We start from the raw sequence: 21,744 nt of genomic DNA, 5'->3' as shown, positions 1-21,744 counted from the left end.
AAAGGAGGATTTTGATGACTACCGAAAAAGTCAAAAGAATTTCTTTGTATGTATTTTGCATATCGTTTAGTTTAATAAATCTTGTCCCTTTACTATGGATGATTATGAACGCCTTTAAAAGTGAGCAAGATTATGCTGTGAATCCATTCGGATTACCGAAAGAATGGGTATGGGGAAATTTTAAAACGGCATGGGAATCAGCCGGTTTAACTCAATTTTTCATCAATAGTATGATTGTGACAATCATTGCCACCGTAGTAACCGTTATTTTAGGAGCATTGGCTTCCTATTTTATAACCCGGTTTGATTTTAAAATCCTCAAATGGGTTAAGGCCTTGTTTTTATTAGGAATGTTGATCCCGATTCACGCAACACTTGTCCCGGTTTTTCTAATGATGAATGAGGTAGGCTTGTCTAATAGTAGGATCGCATTGATTTTTCCCTATATCGCCTTTAACTTACCGATTACTATTTTTATTTTAAGTGGATTTATGAGTACTATCCCGAAAGATATCGAGGAGTCGGCTACGATCGATGGATGCAGTATTTTTAGAGTATTTCGGTCCATTATTCTACCCATAACTTTACCATCTGTTGCAACCGTTACGATATTAAACTTCATTTATAATTGGAATGAATTTTTATTTGCGCTAGTGTTAATTAATGATAGTGCACTCAAAACCTTACCGTTGGGTTTAACAAGTTTCGTCGGGGTAGAGACAGCAAGTTATACGTTGCAAATGGCAGCCTTAACATTAGCTTTAATCCCAACTATCGTTGTGTATCTATTTATGGAAAAGCAGCTTGTTAACGGTATGAGTGCTGGGGCCGTGAAAGGATAATTTTAAATATGGAGGAGTGTTTATAATGAGCAAGATTGTATATTTGCCCCTTGATGAAAGGCCTTGTAATTATAAATATCCCAAACAATTGGCAGCAATGACGGATGTATCATTTATTACGCCAAGCAAATCGATATTGGGAGAAAAGAAAAAGCCAGGTCATTTTGTGAAAATACAAGAATGGTTATTAGAGGCAACCAGAGATGCAAATTATTTAATTTTATCTTTGGATTCATTAATTTACGGTGGAATAGTTCCATCGAGGTTACATTATTTATCAAAAGATACTTGTCTAGAACGATTATCGATCATTCATGCAATCAAGAAACAAAATCCTGCTATAAAAATATATGCCTTTAATTTAATCATGCGTGTACCAAATAACAATCGAGATGAAGAGGAACCAGACTATTATGAGTATTATGGTAAGAATATTTGGAAATACGGTTGGTTATTGGATAAACAAACTGGAGAGTCATTAACTACTGAGGAAGAAAGAGAGTTTAATCAATTAAAAGAAATAATTCCTGAAGAGGTTATACAAGATTTTGTACAACGAAGAGAAGTAAATAAATTTGTTAATAATAAGGCATTAGACTATTTAAAAGATGGGGGATTGGACTATTTAGTCATTCCACTAGACGATAATTCAGAATATGGCTTTAGCGCCAAGGAGCAGAGGGAGTTACTTTTTAAGGTACATGCACAAGATCTAACCGATAGAGTCATGATTTATCCCGGGGCTGATGATATAGGTTGTTCCTTATTTTCAAAAGTATTTTGTGAAATAAAGAATTATGTGCCTGAAATATATATTAGATATTCCTCAACCCTTGGTCCTTATATGAAACCAAAATATGAAGATCGTAGTCTCAATGAAAGTGTCAAATCACAAGTAACAGCAGCAGGGGGAGTCATTGCAGACCAATCAACTGATACGTATATTATATTAGCAATAAATTCACCATCAACAGAGCAATGGAATATGGCAGAACAAGGTCCCTATGAAAGTAGACATCCATCTTACTATAGTGAAATCAATTATCTAGAATTTGTAGAAGCGATAAAAAATTATGTTCGTAAGGAAAAATACGTTTCCATAGCAGATGTGGCTCTATGTAATGGAGCAGATGAATATTTAATGAAACTTTTAGAGAAAAAGAATCTATTAAATAAATTGGCAGCATATGCAGGCTGGAACACTTCAGGAAATACATTAGGTACAGTCATTCCACATGCTATTATTGATTCATATAATTGTTCATATGCACAAAACCCTGAGTTTGCAAAGGCAAGTAGAGCCTTCTTTTATTCACGCTTAATTGAAGACTGGGGTTTTCAAGCAACGGTCCGCGGTGATGTAGTTGATAACCATCTACCAACTATGGATGCAAGCTATTTTAAAATATCCCATGTATATGATGACGTTGTACAACTTGTCGAGCAAAAATTAGCAGCGTTTATTGCAGATCATTTCCATGAGGAGAACCTGTCTATCCAAAATGTTCATCTTCCTTGGATCAGAATGTTTGAGGTAGACTTTGAGCTAATGAATTAGGAATGAATCATTTTTAACCCGCATTAACAGGCAGTGTATTCCCCCACCTCAAGACTTTAGAGAATACAAGTGGGGGATGCACTGCCCGTAATTGCAGAAAAGTATAAAAAGGGTAACGGCGGGAGGCCCGGCCGTTCCCAAAATAGAGGAAAAGCGTAAAAAGGGTAACGGCGAGAGGTCCGGCCGTTCCCGAAATAAAGGAAAAGCGTAAAAAGGGTAACGGCGGGAGGTTCGGCCGTTCCCGAAATAGAGGAAAAGCGTAAAAAGGGTAACGGCGGGAGGTCTTGCCGTTCCTGAAATCATGGAAAAGCAGCAAAAGGGTAACGGCGAAAGGCACGGCCGCCTCTACCCCATCTTTAATGATGTGGAGTGATATGATGGCTAGTGAAAAAGCCAAAAAGCTTTGAGAAAACGTCTCTATCCATGATGCGTTCCAAAGCTAAGACAGGGAGAAAATTAGTAAAATTAATTGTGTATGCCTTTTTCCCTTAAATAAAGATGTGGTGTTGTTCCTGTTATTGATTTAAAGACCTTGTTGAAATAAGTAATATTATTAAATCCAACCATATAGGCAATTTCCCCAATTTTATAATGGGGATTTTCTATTATAATAGACTTGGCTATTTCAATTCTATAATAGTTTAAAAATGTGACGAAGTTATCCCCAGTAACCTTTTTAAATTGACTACTAATATAGCTGGGGGTCACGTGAAGTTTTCTTGCAATTTCAGATAATTGAAGATTTCTCTTATAGTTCTTGCTCACTAAATATAGAATATCCATTATGAAAGGATGAGAAATGGCCCTTTTTTGTTTATAGGACTGAATGATATCATCACCGGTATCTGCAATGGGTTCCTGCTGGATTTCCGCTTCATTTAATCGATAAAACAGTTCATTTAATATATTCTCATCAATTGGTTTTAAGAGATAGTCGTGTACACCATAACGCAAGGATTTTTGAGCATATTCGAACTCTGAATAGGCCGTAAGCATAATACATTTTGTACAAGGAGAGATAGCCTTTTCTTTCCAATTCTTTACTAGTTCAATGCCATCCATAATGGGCATCTGTACATCAATAAAGGCGTAGTCAGGCTGAAGTAACTCGATCTTTTTTAATCCTTCTTCTCCATTTCTTGCTTCTCCAACAATTGTAATATCAAATTCCAATTGATCGAATAATAATTCCATGCCTCTCCGTATTGTTTTCTCATCATCAATCAGCAAAACCCTCATTTCCTCCACTCCCTTGGATGATAAAGTTTGATTTTGATGAAGGTGCCATTACCCGGCGAACTAGTTAATATAACCTCACAGCTATTCTCATAATAAAGAAAAAGGCGATTTAGAGCATTATACATGCCAATTTTATCTGGTTGAAATTCTTTGATAGAATTCATATCGATGATCTTATTTATTTCTTGGTCAAATCCACACCCATTGTCAATGATTTCAAATATTAAGATCCCTTCTTTTGTAAGATCCCCCTTTATTTTTAACTGTCCGCCATGTTCAAGATTCTTAAATCCGTGCATAATCGCATTCTCGATAAATGGTTGAAGAATTAAACGGTGAATTTTCATCTTAATTATTTTTGGATCGATCGAAAATTCTACTTCAAAGCGATCTTCAAAGCGTAATTTCTGTAAATAAATATATCGTTCTAGCCAGCGAATTTCATCCTCTACAAATACCAAGCTATTTGATTCTGTAATGGTATAGCGGAGATTTGCGGATAAAATAAAAAGCATATCGGCTATCTCTTTGTTATTTTGTTCAAGTGCTTTAAAGCGTATCGTGTCAAGAGTGTTATATAGAAAATGAGGATTGATTTGTGCTTCAAGCATTTTCTTTTCTGTTTCAAGTAGAATGAATTTGTTTCGATAATCCTTTTTAATTAAGTCCTGTATTCTATCAATCATATTATTGAAGCTAGTCCCTAATAAGCCAATTTCATCTTTTGTTGAAATTGGGAAAGGTTGATTTGATGGTTTCTGAATATATTGCTCCATTTTATACGATAAATTTCTTAGAGGATGTAAATTTTTATAAAAATAATAAATGGATAAAATGACTAAAATGATCATAAGCGGCATGATGAATAGATGAATCATCAACATATTTTTTAAATTATTAGCTAACAATACTGAGGTTGGAGTTAAATGGATCAAATTAAGTGAGTATTCATCCAGCGAGTCATAAACCATAAAATATCTTTCATCGTTAATCAAAATTTTCTTCGAACCAGAGCCGTTTATATCATGAAATTCTTGTGCTTTTTGGGGAAGAATCTCTTCTGGAAGCATTCCATCATGGTAGAGGATAACACCCTCGGAATTTGTAATAAGAAAGTTCCCCTTGTTTTCAATGAAGGATTTCCCGAAAAATTGGTTAAGAGAATTAAAATTAAACTCAAGTAGAACGACACCTTGTGGAGCTTTAGATAGTTTGATTAATTTGGAAATAGAAAACACTGGTCTGTTCGCATTTTGATAGGGCGCTCCCTCTGTTAATATATGCGTTCTTCCATTCTTTTGAACTGTTTCGATAAACCAAAGCTTCGATTGGTTGTCTGCATCAATTTCTGGAAATATATCTGACCAAAAGCCCCCATTATATGAATAGATTAAACTCCCTGATAAAGAAAAAAAATAAAAGTTAAATTTATCTGGACGAGAAGGGGACGTGTTTAAAAAGAGTTTGTCGAACTCCTGAAACAACTTGAGCTTTTCATTATCGTCGCTTAGTATATTGGTATTTTTTATAAGGTTCCCTAAGTCATTATTGTAGTATAAAGATGTAGAAAGGGCTTCCATTTGTTCTATATATATCTTTAACAATTGCTTTGAAGACTTCAAATTATCACTGGAGTGATTGTATGAGTTCTCTTTCGTTTCATTCCACCAATACACTGAAGTAAGTAAGTAGGAAAAGATAAATGGTATAGCTGTTAAACACAAGTAACTAATGGTGATTTTCCAAACCAAACTGTGATTCCAAGAGATTTTCCCCCGCAAAGTATCATCCCCCATTATGCAATTGTGTAAATGATTATACAGGAAGTGTAAAATATTTCAATTTATTTAAAATATTTCAATTGGTTCCGGAAATTAATTTGCTTATACTTCTTAATAACAAAGATAACTATTAGGTTTAAGGGGGTTGGAGAATGAGTCAAAATCAAACTACTGGAATGTTAAATCGTGGTCCAATATCGAAGGAGAGGAGACGTAATTTACTTGCTTTCTACTTGTTTATTAGTCCTTGGTTACTTGGATATTTAATATTTACATTAGGACCGATCATTGCATCTGGCTGGTTGAGTTTAACAGATTACGATATTGTGAATCCCGCAAAATTTATCGGTCTAGATAATTACAAGGAAATCTTTCAGTCAGATATTTTTTGGAAATCGGCGTGGGTTACCATTTATTATACTCTTGGACATGTACCATTAAGTGTGATAGGTGCTCTTTGTTTAGCAGTGCTTCTTAATCAAAAGATTCCTGGTTTATCATTATGGCGAACGATATTTTACCTGCCCGTGGTAACTTCTGGTGTAGCTGTTTCATTATTATGGTCATGGATCTTTCAACCAAGTTTTGGCTTAGTAAATAGTTTTTTGTTCGAAGCCTTTCATATCCAAGGACCTAATTGGTTTTTTTCAGAGGAGTGGGCTATTCCGGCATTTATTATCATGAGTCTATGGGGCGTCGGAGGACCGATGCTAATTTATTTGGCTGGCTTACAAGGAATTCCCAGTCAACTTTATGAAGCCGCTGAAATTGATGGAGCAGGAGCATTTAAAAGGTTTGTTCATATTACAATCCCCATGATTACTCCTGTTCTTTTCTATAATATGATCATTTCAGTCATTACATCTTTCCAAGTTTTTACACCAGCCTTTATTATCACAAAGGGAGGCCCAAATTACGCTTCTTACTTTTATGTTTTATATCTTTATGAGAACGCATTCAAGAATTTTCGAATGGGATTTTCCTCAGCACTTGCTTGGATCCTTTTCTGTGTAATTTTAATCATTACAATCCTGTTATTTAAATGGCAAAAAAGGTGGGTTCATTATGAGTCCTAATACACAAAATGAAAATCAAAAAAATGAATTTTCTTTTATAACAAAATATAAAGAAAATCAAAGGATCCAAGAATTAGGACTACGCTTTATCTATTTAATCATTGTTATAGTGGGAGCTATATTTACTCTTGCACCAATTGTCTGGATGATATCCACTTCCTTGAAAACAGATGGGGCTGTCATGATTATGCCGCCGCAATGGGTCCCTAGCCCACTGCGTTTTGAGAATTATCTTGAGGCATTAAATTTTATGAATGGAGGAAGAGTCTATTTAAATACCTTCTTCATTTCCTTTGCATCAATCCTAGGGCAAATTTTTGCCTGTACCTTAGTTGGTTTTGGATTTGCTCGAATTAAAGTGCCTGGAAGAAACTTTCTATTCATACTGGTGCTGACAGGGTTTATGCTTCCACCACAAGTAACATTAATCCCGCAATTTATTATGTTTAGTAAATTGAATTGGATTGATACGTACTTACCTTTAATTGTTCCAGAATTTATGGGAGCACCGTTTTTAATTTTTCTTGCTCGGCAATTTTTCCTTACCATCCCATTTGAAATGGATGAATCTGCCAAAATGGATGGCTGCGGTTATTGGGGGATTTACTGGCGGCTGATTTTACCTTTATCAAAGCCTGTTATAGGGATTGTCGCCATTCAAACTTTTATGAATACATGGAATGAGTTTTTAAAACCATTAATTTTTATTAACTCTTCAGAGAAGTATACAGTTGCACTAGCTTTACAAAATTTTACTGCCGACTATGGGATGACCCCTTGGCATCTGCTTATGGCAGCTTCTCTTACGGCTTTGCTACCATGTATACTATTATTCTTTCTTGCACAGAGATACTTCATTCAGGGAATTGTGATTACTGGTGTTAAGGGATAAAGCGTCGTTGTTTAGATTTTTAAGAATGGCAGATTTTACAAAAACAAAAAAGGGGAGAAAAACTTATGGGCAACAAAAGGATTAAGAAGATATGTGCGATCTTAGCTATCATGTCTATGATGATTTTGGCTGCATGTTCAGGTGGGAATAGTGGTGTACCGACAGATGGTAAAAGCTCATCAAATTCAAGCACAGATAATAAGGTGGAAATTAAATGGTTAATGCGAAGCAATCCATTTGAAAATAAATGGCAAAAAGAGCAGGTGATTCCGAAATTTGAGGAACAGTATCCGAATATCAAGGTGAATTTAATTGTAGTGCCACCGGAAGAGGTAGATTCTAAATTATCAAGTATGGTTGCTGCCGGAGATCCACCTGACGTTTTCTCCATGTGGGGAGACTCAGGATTTAGTGATTATTACAATCGAGGGATGTTAATGGACCTTACGGAATATGTTGAAAAAGACTTAGATAAAGCGGATTTTGTGGATGGGATTTTTGATATTTATGCTGTAGATGGACAGTATTTCTCTGTCCCTCAAGTGACTAATTTTGGGTTAATGATGGTTTATAATAAAGATTTGTTTGCTGAAGCAGGATTACCTGATCTGCCAACCAGTTGGGATAATGATACTTGGACATGGGATCAAATGATTGAATATGCCAAGAAACTTACAAAGAATTATGGTGAAGGGACAAATGCTCAGTATGGAATTGCTCCCAATTTTGAACCACATCAAATTGCTTATATGTGGGGAACTGATGCTTATCTTCCGGAGAATTACGAAACTGGATTGGCGACCGAAAGTAATTATGATGACCCAGCTTTTATTAAAGGACTTCAAGCAACGGCGGATTTAACGTATAAACATAAGGTTGCTCCAACACCAGCAGACACAAGGACACTCGAACAACTGGGGAATATTTTTCTTACAGGTAAAATAGGCATGGCTTTTATGTTGCCCACACAAGCTTACGGGAATTTAAAAGATGCACCTTTCAAGTGGGGATTAGCACCAGTGCCTCGAGCAGAAGATAATAAAACAGCCTTATTTAACGGAGCCTATTTTATCGCAAAGGATAGTAAGCATCCTGATGAAGCATGGAAACTAATTGACTATCTTCTGACTCCGGAGGCAGCAAAGGATATGAGTGAGACAACAGGATTCTTAGTTCCACATAATAATGCGGTTGAAGAATGGTTGGATTTGTTTGTAGAACCGACGGGGATGGATAAGGAAGAGTTAAGAGAAGTCATAACCAATTATCCAGAAAACTCTGTGGAAAATATTAATCATACATTTGTAAACTATCGAGAAATGGCAACGATTGCAAATCAGGGACTTGATCAACTTTGGATGGGGAAGGCAACTGCTGAGGAAACGATTGAAATACTAAAACCAAAAGTCGATCAAATTCTGAAAAGAACGTATGATGAATTTTCAGATGAAGAAAAAGACTAAGATGAAATTTGATCTTTTAGGAGAGTAGAACTTGGGCACATAGTAGTGTTTGAACATGCACATGATCCTGGCCTGCTATGTGTCTTTGTAATAGAACTGGAGGGGCTTCATAATGAATGACGAGAATCAAAAAGAAAAGAGAAAAAACGTTATCTGGATTTTTGGTGATCAGCATCGCGCCCAAGCTTTAAGTATTCACAATGATCCTAATGTAAACACACCCAATATTGATAATCTTGCTGTGTCAGGTGTAGATTTTCCCAATGCCATTGCAGGATATCCATTATGTTGTCCGGCTCGAGGCTCGATTTTGACAAGCAAATATCCCCATAAATGTGTTCCAGGCCATGAACATCAGCTGCCACAAGATCAACCAACGATTGCTCATGTGTTTAATGAAAATGGCTATGATACAGCCTATTTTGGTAAATGGCATTTAGATGGCTTTCAGGAAAAAGAGGGGAGAGCAGCAAAGCATTATATCCCAATAGAAAGAAGAGGGGGATTTAAAAAGTGGCTGGGATATGAAAATAATAATAGCCAATGGGATTGTTGGGTACATGGCAAAGTGAATGAGGAGGTAGAACCATATCGTTTGCCGGGCTATGAGACAGATGAATTAACGAATCTTTTTATCCAATACATTCAAGACAAAGGAAAAGAGAAACAAAACGAGAAGGGGAGTCCCTTTTTTGCTGTATTATCTGTACAGCCACCTCATGATCCTTATATTGCGCCGGAGGAATTTCGCCAGGGGCATTCACCAAGTCATATTTCATTGAGATCTAACGTTCCATCCGTTCCTCGAATTGAAGAAAAGGCTAGACAAGATCTATCTGGCTATTATGCGATGATTGAGAATTTGGATTGGAATTTAGGAAGAATTCAAGCTGCTTTACAGGAATGTGATTTAAGTTTTGACACCCATATTGTATTTTTTAGTGATCATGGTGATTTACATGGTTCACAGGGACAATTTAAAAAAACAAGCCCTTATGAAGAAGCGATTCGAGTCCCATTTATTATTGGGGGTGAGCAGTCTTTTTACGATGGGAGGAAAACGGGAGCGAGTTCTGTTCTCCTAAATCACGTGGATATTGCCCCCACCACTCTTGGTCTATGCGATATCGAAAAACCGGAATGGATGGATGGAAAAGATTATTCACCTTATCGTTTACAGAATAACAAAGAGCAAATCGAACCTGATTCCGCATATATACAATCGGTTATTCCTACGGGACATGGTGATAGTGTGGATAAGCCTTGGAGGGGTATTGTTACCAAGGATGGTTGGAAGTATGTATGCTTTGAAAAAATCACTTGGTTAATGTTTAACTTAAACGAAGATCCCTTTGAGCAAGTGAATCTAGCCCATAATACACTGTATTTTAAGAAGAGAAAAGAACTGAATGACCGACTTAAACTATGGATTGAAGACACGGAAGATGTATTTATCTTACCGATCTATGATGAGTGATTGAGACTAATCAGGTTATACGGCATGCAGGATTCTATTCGCTCAAAAAGGATGATTATGGAGGGGATTCATTTGCGAGATTCAGCTTTGTCTTTTTATAATCAGTTAGCTAGTTCTTATCATCTTATTTTTAATGAATGGGAACAGGCCATCTCAAATCAGGGAGAAATCCTAAATAAATTCATAAGATCAAAAATGGATCTTGATAGCTTGGAGCAGATTTCCCTTTTAGATTGTTCCTGCGGGATCGGTACTCAAGCAATTGGATTAGCTAGACATGGATTTAAGGTCACTGCTACTGACATAAGTCCGGTATCGGTAGAGAGAGCCAAAAGAGAAGCGGAAAATTTAAAAGTAAATAATATAAACTGGGGAGTAGCAGATTTTCGAGCTTTAGAACAAGAAGTTTCTGGTGTTTTTAATGTGGTGATGTCTGCAGATAATGCTATCTCTCACCTTTTAAATGATGAGGATTTGCATCTCGCGTTTAAGAATATGAATAGCAAGTTGGTAAAAAATGGTTTACTCTTGCTTACCATTAGGGATTATGACTCCATAATACATGATCAACCTACGGCCACCACTCCATATATATTTGAAAATGGTAAACGGATTGTTTTCCAGACTTGGAATTGGGATGAAAATGGGAAAACATATATGATTCAGCTATTTATCTTACAGCAGGAAAATGAAAAATGGGTCACACAACATTTTAAAACGAAGTATAGAGCCCTAATGCAACAGGAGATTAACAAAATGTTAAGTGAAACAGGCTTTTCGAATATTCAATGGTTTACAGCAAAAGAATCGGGTTATTATCAACCGATTGTCATCGCCAGAAAGATTAGCAATTAGCAATTTTTAGGAGGTCATGAGTTTGAAAGTTATTATGATTATGTTCGATACTCTTAATCGCAGAATGTTACCACCATACGGGTGTGACTGGATACATGCTCCAAATTTTAAGCGACTTGCTGACCAAACGGTTATTTTTGATAATTGTTATGTAGGAAGTATGCCCTGTGTCCCTGCTCGAAGGGAGCTGCATACGGGTCGTTATAATTTCTTGCATCGCGGATGGGGACCGTTGGAACCATTTGATGACTCAATGCCAGAGATTTTAAATCGGAACGGGGTATATTCCCATCTGATTACCGACCACCAACATTATTGGGAAGATGGCGGTGCAACCTATCACCAAAGATACAATTCTTTTGAATTTGTTCGTGGACAAGAAGGAGATCCGTGGAAGGGGAAGGTAAAAAGCATAAATGCAACTGATCCTTTAAGTCAAGTTCATCCTGCTGTTCGACAAGATCAGATCAATAGAAGTTATATTAAGAATGAACAAGACTTTCCTCAGGCTAAGGTATTTCAATTGGCTTCAGAATTCTTACTAGATAATGATCAAGAAGATAATTGGTTTCTTCAAATTGAAACCTTTGATCCGCATGAACCTTTTTTTGCTCCTCAGAAATATAAGGATTTATATCCTCATGAGCATGCAGATAATCTTTTGGATTGGCCGAGATATGGGGAGGTTACAGAAGGAAAAAAAGAAGTGGAGCATTTACGACTTGAATATGCTGCTTTACTATCGATGTGCGACAACTATTTAGGGAAGATATTAGATCTAATGGATGATTTAGATTTATGGAAGGATACCATGCTTATTGTCAACACCGATCATGGCTTTTTGCTTGGAGAACATGATCAATGGGCAAAGTGTGTGCAGCCATTTTATAATGAAGTAGCCCATACTCCATTATTTATTTGGGATCCCAGCTCCAAAAAGAAAGGTGAACACAGGAAAAGCCTTGTACAGATGATTGATATGGCCCCAACATTATTGGAACTTTTTGATATTACTAAGCCCAAGGATATGCAAGGATTTTCCTTACAAAAAGTGATAGATTCAGATGTTCCTGTTCGCGAGGCAGCTCTCTTTGGTATTCATGGTGGGCATATAAACTGCACGGATGGCCATTATGTATATATGAGAGCCCCTGTCACAGAGGCTAATGAGCCTTTATATGCCTATACCTTGATGCCTACACATATGCGCGCTTTTTTTAGTATAGATGAAATGGGCTCTATGGAATTATCTAAACCATTTACCTTTACTAAAGGATTAAGACCACTTAAAACAAAGGGGAATTGGCAACAGAAACCAAAGTCTATGGAAACCTTGCTCTTTGACCTAAAAGCAGATCCACAGCAAATGGAACCATTGAATAATTCAACAATAGAAAAATATATGTTAGAGCACCTTAAATATTTAATGGAGGAAAACGACGCTCCAAGCGAGCAATATCAAAGGATAGGTATTGAAGCGAAAAAATAATTCATATCAGACTAGTTATAATGACGCTTTCGACTCTATATTGCGGCAAAAATGAAAATGCTAAATTGTTAAAATAAAAAAGCAATCCATAAAGGTGTCTCGAAATCTCATTCTCTCGATTTTATGAAAACGATCTTTGGTGATATCCTCATTTTAAATGCAGACGAAGGGGGGAGGATGGGGCCTGTAGTAAGTGGATGTGAATATGCCAACATAAAAATAAAGCAGCACGACTAGTTCCCCCTTAAACCATCAGTGTGGATAAAGAAAACCCTACTGATGGTAGTCTTGTTTTATTAGCTATTCATGATATGTTTGGGGGAATATAGTAAGAAAAATGACGAAAGGGAGTTCAAATGTCGTGGAAAAAAGTAAAAAAAGCGTCCCAAAATAAATGGGGGGTATTTGAAGTACTTGAGGCACATTCCGCTAATCATTGATATAACTGTAATTGATTCCTATGATGCCTACATGGATGCATTCCGTCCCCATTCGAAACTACATAAGCAAAAAACATATCGTGAATTATAATTTTTCCATATATCAAGAGAAAATTTGGATACCCAAGAAAAGATGCAGCATTTTTATCTAATCATAATGACTGTTGTCTAACACTTTTATTATTATTATGCCTGTACGAACCTAAGCGTCATGACCATCATTTGCGCCTCTGGAAAGGGTCAACCATCGAAATGTTCCCCATCAATATCCCCTTGTATATCAATCATTTGATCAAGTAAGTCCAATTACATGTTGATCTAGAAGGATTCGCCATTGCTGGATCTGTTTTGTTAATCGAATAAGTGAGATAATTAGGATTGGCTAGGTCAATCCTTTTACCCCGTATTAACTGGCTGTAAAACCCCGATTTGTTCAGGCCTGCAGGACGTAGTTCACAAAGGCGTTGCGACGTACAGGACGTACTAGTGCAGGCGAAACGACAGGATGTCGTGCTTTGAACCTGCCGACAGGATGTTGCAACGCCTTTGATCCTTACTAATCAGTGGGGTTGAAGGAAAAACCCATTGATTGAAGTTTCACTTTTTAGAAGACAACATTGTGCCCACCTGTTAGCTCTCTTCCTAACTCCGAGTTTTCTTGAGAAATTCCAGAGAGAATATCTGCAAATCTGGAACAAACATTTCTTCAAATCTTTGCGATTAGGCCCAACTCTAACGTGATATAAGAAGGCAGTTTATTGTTCTCTAAAAGAAAATAAATCTAGCTTGCTGTGCGGAGGTAAATAAGGCCAAAAGTTAGTAAGAAGATTTTCTTCCCTCACTTTTTACAACAAAAAATACAATTTTCAAATATAAAACGAGTTAAACGCTTAACTAAAAATCTCAATATGTATATAAGGTTGAATAGTTCAAATGGATAGAGAAACCAGCTTTCGTAGTTCTAATTCCCACTGACAGTGTTCGTTTGACTGTAAAAATGAGACTCTTGAAATTCACTGATACTCTTGTAGTGACAATACCTATTTTGATTTTCAAGTAGCTATAATTGATTAGTTTTGAATGAAGTGGAAAAGTATAAATGCGTTGCGAGTATATAAAATTTTCAAAAAATATATTGCATTAACAATTGAAAGAATGTATTATAGGGAAAACGCTTACCCTAACTAATTACTTAGGGATAGAGTTTGCTGCAGTTTTTATGAATAGTTATGAAAGCGCATACTAAATGGGACCTCTAAAAGGATACATAGTCTATTTTTGTACGTAAATATAGTTTAACTTTTGGTATCTTTCCACACGTACTGACAGAATAGTCTACCTCAGAATTCGAATTTACCTAGGAGTATTAGTCACTTGAAATACACAGAGATTATCTACTTAACTGGAAATCTATTAAACGATAATTAAAACAAATACATTTATCCGCAATAATTAGATGCTTTCGTAGACATATGTATTTGTTTTTTTATAAAAATTGATAAAAGGAGGGGTGTGACCGTTTGTTCGGTAATGAATTAAAAAATTGCTTTTAAGGGGGAGAATAGTTTGAAAAAGAGGTTGAAGATATTTCTTATCTTTGTTTTTCTTATCTTGTTTCTAACTGCATGTATGAGTGCAGGAGTCGATGAAGCATCTAAGAATGTAGAGAACGAAACAAATAAAGAAGCAAATAACGAGTCTGCTGCACCTGTAGACCCAGCGGACATAAGTGAATATAAAGAAGCACCTGAACTAAAAGAGCTTGTTGATTCGGAAGAATTGCCACCAGTAGAAGAACGCTTACCAGTTGCTGAAGATATTATGGTTGAAGACGTGCATGAAGAATTAGGTAATTATGGTGGAAACATATCCATATCGTGGGGTGGCCCTGATGACAAGTGGGCTGTTGGTAAAATTACTGAAGAAGCACTATTTCGCTTTAATGAAGATGGGAGTGATGTTGAGCCCAATGTAGCTAAAGGTTATGACGTTAATGAAGATGCAACAGAATATACTATCTATTTAAGGGAAGGGATGAGATGGTCTGACGGTGTACCTTTTACAGCAGATGATGTGTTGTTCTATTGGGAGCACATGTTGACAAAAGAAACGTTCGGTAAATCAGTTTATGATGCCTATTTTACAATTGATCCTGATACTGGCGAGAGGAAAATGGCTGAAGTTACTAAAATTGATGATTATTCATTCAAAGTTACACATGCTTTTCCTAGTCCAGATTTCTTAAAGCGTGTCGCGATCGATAACAAATGGTTCTTTGCTCCAAAACATTTTCATGAAACGATATTACCGGAATTTGTCGGTGATGAAAAGGCTCTAGAGATAGCTAAAGAACATGGATACCCTGATGTCGGTACATACTTGGTAGATACAGGGTATTACTATTGGATTAATGAAGAAATTCCAACGCTTCGACCGTGGGTGGCAAGTAACGACCCCCACAATGAAGACTTTGTGATGAAACGCAATCCTTACTATTGGAAAGTAGATGCAGAAGGTAATCAGCTTCCCTACATTAATAATTTAGTAGCTAGTAAGATACAAGATCCAAGTCAAAGTGTACTTGGTATGTTAGGTGGAGACTTTAACTTAGGTTGGTTTAATGCCAGTGATTTTACCGTATTAAAGGAAAATGAAGAAAAAGCGGATTACCGTGTACTAATGTGGCCGACAGCTAGTCTTACTAGTGCTGCGATTCAGTTAAACCAAACAGTTCAAGATGATAAGCTGCGTGAATTGTTCCGAGATATCAAATTTAGGGAAGCACTTTCCGTTTCTGTCGATCGTCGAGAAATAACAGAGATTGTTACAAATGGTATTGCGGAACCAGTACAGGCGGCGGTTATTGAGGGATTATTTGGTTATCAAGAAGGATGGGAAGATCAATGGGCTGAATATAATCCAGAACGTGCCGAACAATTGCTTGACGAAATCGGAATAACAGAGAAGAATACCCAAGGCTTCCGATTGTTTGATGATGGCTCGGTTGTAACACTTACAATTACAGAGCAAAATCAAGCTAATGCTGATTTTTTGGAGTTGGTAAAAGATGCGTATGAAAAAGTCGGTCTAAAAGTCAACTTAAAATTTGTTGATGGAGGAACCTTTCAAGATTTGAAATATAGTAATCAGGTGGAAATTTCTACAGAAGGTGGAAACATAGTCAACGTGATATTACGTCCAGAATTACTTGTACCATTGCGTGTGCTAACACCATGGCAAGGGGATTATGGATTATATGTCGAAACTGACGGTAAAAGCGGAACAAAACCGGAGGGGGATGTTGCCAAGCTGTTAGAGTATTGGGACAATCTAAGAGGTTCTAAGACGGAAGAAGATACAAACCATTGGGCTGATGAAATTTATAAGCTCCACATGAAAAATCAGTGGATTATTGGTTATGCAGGTGGAACGCCTGCCGTAGTCGTTGCAGCAAACAGTTTACGGAATATTCCGGATAGTCTTACTCATTCTGATGAATTCCGAGAACTTGGACATGGTCATCCGGCACAATTCTTTATTAAAGAATAATATCATGGGGCAGAAGTTAGTGGGGATATTTATCCCTGCTGACTTATTACAAACCTAAATGAAAAGAGGGTAAAGAGGGTGCTTAAATATATATTTAGAAGGATTTTGTTAGTAACACCGGTTCTTATAGCAGTTTCTATTATCGTTTTCTTTATCATTCAGCTCCCGCCAGGAGATTATGTCACGCACTATGCGGCACAAATGTCAGCACAGGGTGAGAACATGACTGCTGCAGAAATGGCTGATATGAGAGCGAGATTAAATTTAGATAAACATTGGTTTATCCAATATCTGTTATGGATGCGAGATATCATCTTTGACTTTGACTTCGGTCATTCTTTTAATTATAACGAGCCTGTCACTACCGTTGTTGGACGTTATATGGTATTGACATTAATTGTGTCCCTTGTAACGATGGCATTTACCTACTTGGTTGCTATTCCGATTGGTATTTATTCGGCGGTCAGACAATATTCAATCGGTGACTACATCGCTTCCACAATTGGCTTCCTTGGTATGGCAACACCAAACTTCTTATTGGCAATAATTCTGATGTATGTTTCTTATGTGAATTTTGGTGATCCACTATTAGGGCTTTTCTCGAATGAATTTGAAAATGCTCCATGGACATGGGCAAAAGTTTGGGACTTAGCTAAGCATATGGTGATCCCGGTTATTGTTATTGGTACAGCTAGCACAGCAGGGTTAATTCGTATTATGAGGGGACAAATGCTTGACGAGATTAATAAGCCAAATGTTGTGACAGCTCGATCGAAAGGTTTATCTGAGACGAAAATATTATTTAAATATCCGACTAGAGCAGCACTGAATCCTATTGTTAGTACTTTTGGCTGGACCTTATCGAGCATATTTACAGGTTCAACTATAACTGCAATTGTTTTAAATTTACCAATTCAGGGACCGGTTATGTACAACGCACTCTTAGGCCAGGATATGTATTTAGCAGGAACCTGGTTGTTATTTATGGCTGTTTTAACAGTTGTCGGTACATTAATCTCGGATATATTACTTGCATGGCTTGATCCAAGAGTTCGAACCGAGATAAAAGGAGGGTAATGAATGAAAAAGTTACGTTTATTAAACAAATTATTTAATAAACGGAAAGACAATGATGCTGTTGATTCTAAAACAAACGATTCCGTTGACCCTACGGTAAAAAAGGAAGTTTACTATGACTCACAATGGAGTTTGATTTGGAAGAAATTAAAGAGGCATAAGTTAGCCCGTTTTAGTTTATTCCTCTTAGTTGTGTTTTACATAGGCATTATTTTTGCCGATTTTATTGCACCACAAGGATTACAAGAATATAAAAGTGATTATGCAAATGCACCACCAATGAATATTCACTTTTTTGATACAGAAGGTAATTTTCACCTTCGTCCATTTGTCTATGGCATTGAAAGCACACGACATCCTGACACATTTAGAAAGATATTCGTCGAAGATCGAACCGTGATGTATCCAATCCAATTTTTTGTAGAAGGGAGAGAATATAAATTTCTTGGCTTATTCCCAACAGATAAACATCTATTTGGTGTAGAAGAACCTGGTAAATATTTTGCCTTAGGTACAGATGGGATGGGGAGAGATTTATTTTCCCGGATTGTGGTAGGGAGTCGTGTATCTTTAAGTATCCCGCTAGCTGGGGTAGCCATTAGTTTAATCATTGGTTTGATTCTTGGTGGTATTTCTGGCTACTTTGGTGGTTGGATTGATGCGATTATTCAACGTGTCATAGAAATCTTTCGTTCTTTCCCAACTCTACCTTTATGGATGGCTTTATCTGCAGCAATTCCAGCGGGCATAGATGTGGTTATGATGTATCTCTATATTGTGATTATTATTTCGTTTATTGAGTGGACAGATTTAGCGCGGGTTGTACGTGGACAGTTTATGTCATTGAAAAATGAAGAATATGTTTTAGCGGCTAGAATTGCAGGTGTTAGTACCCCGAAAATTATTTCGAAACATCTCGTGCCAGGAATTGTTAGTTACTTGATTGTCTCAATTACGTTAGCCATACCTGGAATGATACTTGCGGAAACAGCAATGAGCTTTTTAGGTCTTGGTATTCGCTCACCAGCAACAAGTTGGGGAGTTCTACTTCAAGAAGCACAGCAAATTGATAATGTTGCGCTTTATCCATGGAAGCTAATTCCATTACTTTTTGTTGTCTTTGCAGTCCTATGCTTTAACTTCTTTGGAGATGGTTTGCGTGATGCCGCTGATCCATACAAAAGCTAGACATTTATGGTTAATATATTAAATTAGAGTGAGGAGATATTATGAATGTAAAAACTTCACAACCGCAACTAGAGGAAAAACCTATTCTTTCCGTTGATAACCTTAAAATTAATATTCAGGTGGATAATGCAGTTCTGAATGCAGTCGACGGGGTTGACTTTACTATTGAGAAGGGAAAAACACTCGGCCTAGTAGGAGAATCTGGTTGTGGGAAAAGTTTAACTAGTAGAGCGATCATGGGGCTTAACCCAAAAGAATGTGAAACGACAGGTGAAATTTTATATAATTCTACTGTAGATAAGAAGATGAAAAATATAAATATGTTGGATTTAAATCCAACTAAAAAAAAGTTCCGTTCGATTCGCGGGAAAAAAATATCGATGATTTTTCAAGAACCGATGACAGCCCTTTCACCATTGTATACCGTTGGGAACCAAATCGTTGAAATAATTTTATTACACCGTACGAAGGATAAAAATGAAGCAAAGAGAATTGCGCTAGAAATGTTAAGTAAAGTAGGGATATCTGATGAAGAAAAACGATTTAATCAATATCCACATGAATTCTCTGGTGGTATGCGTCAACGTGTAATGATAGCAATGGCATTATCTTGTAATCCGGAATTGCTTATTGCAGATGAGCCAACTACTGCATTAGATGTTACCATCCAGGCTCAAGTAATGGAGCTTATGAAGGATTTGCAAGATGAATTTAGTATGGCTATTCTGCTTGTGACTCATGATTTAGGGGTTATTGCCGAAATGTGTGATGAAGTAGCAGTGATGTATTTGGGCAAAATTGTTGAAAAAGCATCGGTAAAGGAGATTTTTAATAATCCCAAACATCCTTATACTCAAGGTTTAATCAACTCGATGCCAAAATTAGGGTATAACAAAAAGCGCCTTGAGCCCATTGAAGGGACGGTGCCACTTGCAATTAATATGCAGAATAAATGTGGATTTTACGACCGTTGCAAACATCGAATGCCTGGAGTTTGTGATGTGAATGCGGTACCAAATACAACAGTATCTCAGGATCATACCGTAAGATGTTTTCTTTACACAGAGGAGGGGGAGGAAAAGAAAAATGCCTGAGCGTATTTTGAATGTGAAAGGGTTAAATAAAGAATTTAAAGCTAAATCTACTAAACTATTTAGTCGGGCGATACCAATTAAAATTTTAAAAGATATATCTTTTGACTTATTAGAAGGTGAAACGTTAAGCATCGTTGGTGAGTCTGGTTCTGGAAAAACGACGCTAGGTAGATGTGTTTTAAAAGGCATGGATGCAACCTCTGGTGAGGTTATCTATCAAACGGAAAATGGGAAAGAAGTCGATTATTTACATTTAACAAAAGTAGACTATAAGAAATATCGGAAAGATCTCCAAATGATTTTCCAAGATCCATATTCGTCACTAAATCCTAGGATGACTGTTTTTGATATTATCTCAGAGCCGCTGATTACCAATTTTGATGTGGGAAAGAAGGAAATAGAGAAACGTGTTGCAGAAATTGCCAAAAAGGTGGGACTTAATCCAACATTGCTTAAACGTTATCCTCATGCTTTCTCCGGTGGGCAAAGACAACGGATAGCGATAGCTCGTGCATTAATTACTCAACCGAGAATCATTGTTTGTGATGAAGCGGTGTCAGCGCTTGACGTATCAATTCAGGCACAGATTATTAATCTGCTTAGTGATCTGCAAAAGGAATTTAGAATTACGTATATCTTTATTTCACACGATTTATCGGTAGTTCAAACAATATCTGATAGGGTTGCTGTTATGCACCTAGGGAGAATCGTTGAGCTTGCATCGGTTGATTCCATTTTCGACAACCCCAAGCATCCTTATACAGAGGCACTATTATCGGCTGTACCGAAGCCAGATCCAAATGTTAAGAAAGACAGAATCATTTTAGAAGGCGAAGTACCAAACCCTGGAAACCCGCCGAGCGGATGTGAATTCCATCCAAGATGTCCATACGCAACAAAAAAGTGTATGACCGAAGTTCCAGAAATAAAGGCGATAGGTAAAGATAGAAGACATTCTGTAGCATGCCACTATGCTGAAAATTTACAATTGAAAGGTGTAGACTATGGATCAAAAGCTCAATAACGAAAATAATAAGAAGTTAATAGTATTTTTAGATTGCGGGGATACGTTAATTGATGAGGGGACGGAAATCCGTGATGACCAGGGAGTGGTGATAGAAGCAAATCTGATACCTGGGGCAGATACAATGGTCAAGACGCTTGCTGAGCAGGGGTATACCCTTGCTATTGTAGCTGATGGGCTTGCGCAATCATTTAAAAATATACTAACCCAGAATGGGCTATACGATTATTTTACCACGATGATTTATTCAGAAACGATCAAAGCGGATAAACCAAGTACTCGAATGTTTAAAGCGGCAATTGGAGCATTAGATCTTAGTGAAAAAGACCGCTATCGTATTGTGATGGTAGGTAATAATTTGAGTCGAGATATTGCAGGTGCTAACCAAATGGGATTAACAAGTGTTCATTTAAATTGGACAACTCGATATCCCAAGCAACCAACTCACGAAGATGAAGTGCCGGATTATACAATCAGTGAACCAATAGAGTTGATTGAGTTAGTAGATTATATCAATCAGCAATTAACTATAAATCAATGAATATAATGAAAAAATCTTTAATATGTTAAACTACTATAAAGAAGACAGTTTTACTTCACACATAATGATGAATTGATACTTAAGCGCTTACCCTGAAACACGATTATTTTAGAGGGAGGATTGTTAGTTAACGTTGAAAACATAATAGATAAGCGCTTT

General features: G+C 36.8%; 16 protein-coding genes. 14 read left to right on the top strand and 2 right to left on the bottom strand.

Going from position 1 to position 21,744, the window contains the following annotated elements:
- The first annotated feature begins 14 nt into the window (after nt 1-14).
- Both KI375_RS10095 and KI375_RS10090 read left to right on the top strand, forming a co-directional pair.
- The gene (locus tag KI375_RS10095) at nt 15-842 is read left to right on the top strand and encodes a carbohydrate ABC transporter permease (protein WP_212973373.1); all 828 of its coding nucleotides are present in this window, start codon (nt 15-17) and stop codon (nt 840-842) included.
- A 25-nt stretch (nt 843-867) separates the two neighbouring features.
- Nucleotides 868-2,400, top strand: coding sequence for a DUF4127 family protein (locus KI375_RS10090; protein ID WP_212973372.1), 1,533 nt, complete (start codon nt 868-870; stop codon nt 2,398-2,400).
- Between the two features lie 465 nt (nt 2,401-2,865).
- Here the strand turns inward: KI375_RS10090 and KI375_RS10085 are convergent, their stop codons facing one another.
- A complete protein-coding gene (locus tag KI375_RS10085) occupies nt 2,866-3,639 on the bottom strand; it encodes a response regulator (RefSeq protein ID WP_212973371.1) in 774 nt (257 codons plus the stop codon).
- Nucleotides 3,636-5,420, bottom strand: coding sequence for a cache domain-containing sensor histidine kinase (locus tag KI375_RS10080; RefSeq protein WP_212973370.1), 1,785 nt, complete (start codon nt 5,418-5,420; stop codon nt 3,636-3,638). The genes KI375_RS10085 and KI375_RS10080 overlap by 4 nt, the downstream gene beginning before the upstream one ends.
- Before the next feature lie 152 nt (nt 5,421-5,572).
- On the opposite strand from KI375_RS10080, the gene KI375_RS10075 reads away from it, so the two are divergent.
- The 12 genes from KI375_RS10075 to KI375_RS10020 all read left to right on the top strand — a co-directional run bounded on the left by KI375_RS10075 (nt 5,573) and on the right by KI375_RS10020 (nt 21,585).
- Nucleotides 5,573-6,496: a carbohydrate ABC transporter permease gene (locus tag KI375_RS10075; RefSeq protein ID WP_244852494.1), complete on the top strand. Its 924-nt coding sequence runs from the start codon at nt 5,573-5,575 to the stop codon at nt 6,494-6,496.
- The gene (locus KI375_RS10070; RefSeq protein ID WP_212973369.1) at nt 6,486-7,388 is read left to right on the top strand and encodes a carbohydrate ABC transporter permease; all 903 of its coding nucleotides are present in this window, start codon (nt 6,486-6,488) and stop codon (nt 7,386-7,388) included. Before KI375_RS10075 ends, KI375_RS10070 begins: the two co-directional genes overlap by 11 nt.
- A 65-nt stretch (nt 7,389-7,453) precedes the next feature.
- Nucleotides 7,454-8,851, top strand: a complete 1,398-nt coding sequence (locus KI375_RS10065) for an ABC transporter substrate-binding protein (protein WP_212973368.1) — start codon at nt 7,454-7,456, stop codon at nt 8,849-8,851.
- Between the two features lie 112 nt (nt 8,852-8,963).
- Complete coding sequence (locus tag KI375_RS10060; RefSeq protein WP_212973367.1) at nt 8,964-10,328, top strand: sulfatase family protein; 1,365 nt, start codon at nt 8,964-8,966, stop codon at nt 10,326-10,328.
- Nucleotides 10,329-10,400: 72 nt separating this feature from the next.
- Nucleotides 10,401-11,183 (top strand): class I SAM-dependent methyltransferase, encoded by a 783-nt coding sequence (locus tag KI375_RS10055; protein WP_212973366.1) that lies wholly within the window; start codon nt 10,401-10,403, stop codon nt 11,181-11,183.
- 16 nt (nt 11,184-11,199) lie between these two features.
- On the top strand, nt 11,200-12,672 hold the full coding sequence (locus KI375_RS10050; RefSeq protein ID WP_244852492.1) for a sulfatase: 1,473 nt from the start codon (nt 11,200-11,202) through the stop codon (nt 12,670-12,672).
- Between the two features lie 2,006 nt (nt 12,673-14,678).
- Nucleotides 14,679-16,661 (top strand): ABC transporter substrate-binding protein, encoded by a 1,983-nt coding sequence (locus KI375_RS10045; protein WP_244852490.1) that lies wholly within the window; start codon nt 14,679-14,681, stop codon nt 16,659-16,661.
- Nucleotides 16,662-16,739: 78 nt separating this feature from the next.
- Nucleotides 16,740-17,738, top strand: a complete 999-nt coding sequence (locus tag KI375_RS10040) for an ABC transporter permease (protein ID WP_212973364.1) — start codon at nt 16,740-16,742, stop codon at nt 17,736-17,738.
- Nucleotides 17,739-17,741: 3 nt separating this feature from the next.
- Nucleotides 17,742-18,926, top strand: a complete 1,185-nt coding sequence (locus KI375_RS10035) for an ABC transporter permease (protein ID WP_212973363.1) — start codon at nt 17,742-17,744, stop codon at nt 18,924-18,926.
- Between the two features lie 41 nt (nt 18,927-18,967).
- Entirely contained in the window at nt 18,968-20,020 is a 1,053-nt protein-coding gene (locus tag KI375_RS10030) for an ABC transporter ATP-binding protein (protein WP_212973362.1), read from the top strand.
- On the top strand, nt 20,013-21,044 hold the full coding sequence (locus KI375_RS10025; RefSeq protein WP_212973361.1) for an ABC transporter ATP-binding protein: 1,032 nt from the start codon (nt 20,013-20,015) through the stop codon (nt 21,042-21,044). Before KI375_RS10030 ends, KI375_RS10025 begins: the two co-directional genes overlap by 8 nt.
- The gene (locus KI375_RS10020; protein ID WP_212973360.1) at nt 21,025-21,585 is read left to right on the top strand and encodes an HAD family hydrolase; all 561 of its coding nucleotides are present in this window, start codon (nt 21,025-21,027) and stop codon (nt 21,583-21,585) included. Before KI375_RS10025 ends, KI375_RS10020 begins: the two co-directional genes overlap by 20 nt.
- Nucleotides 21,586-21,744: the final 159 nt, after the last annotated feature.

The sequence above is a fragment of the Bacillus sp. J14TS2 genome, assembly GCF_018333015.1.
Lineage (GTDB): Bacteria > Bacillota > Bacilli > Bacillales > Bacillaceae_C > Lederbergia.
The sequence above is the reverse complement of the archived record's forward strand: the minus strand, read 5'-3'. Positions and strand labels throughout refer to the sequence as shown.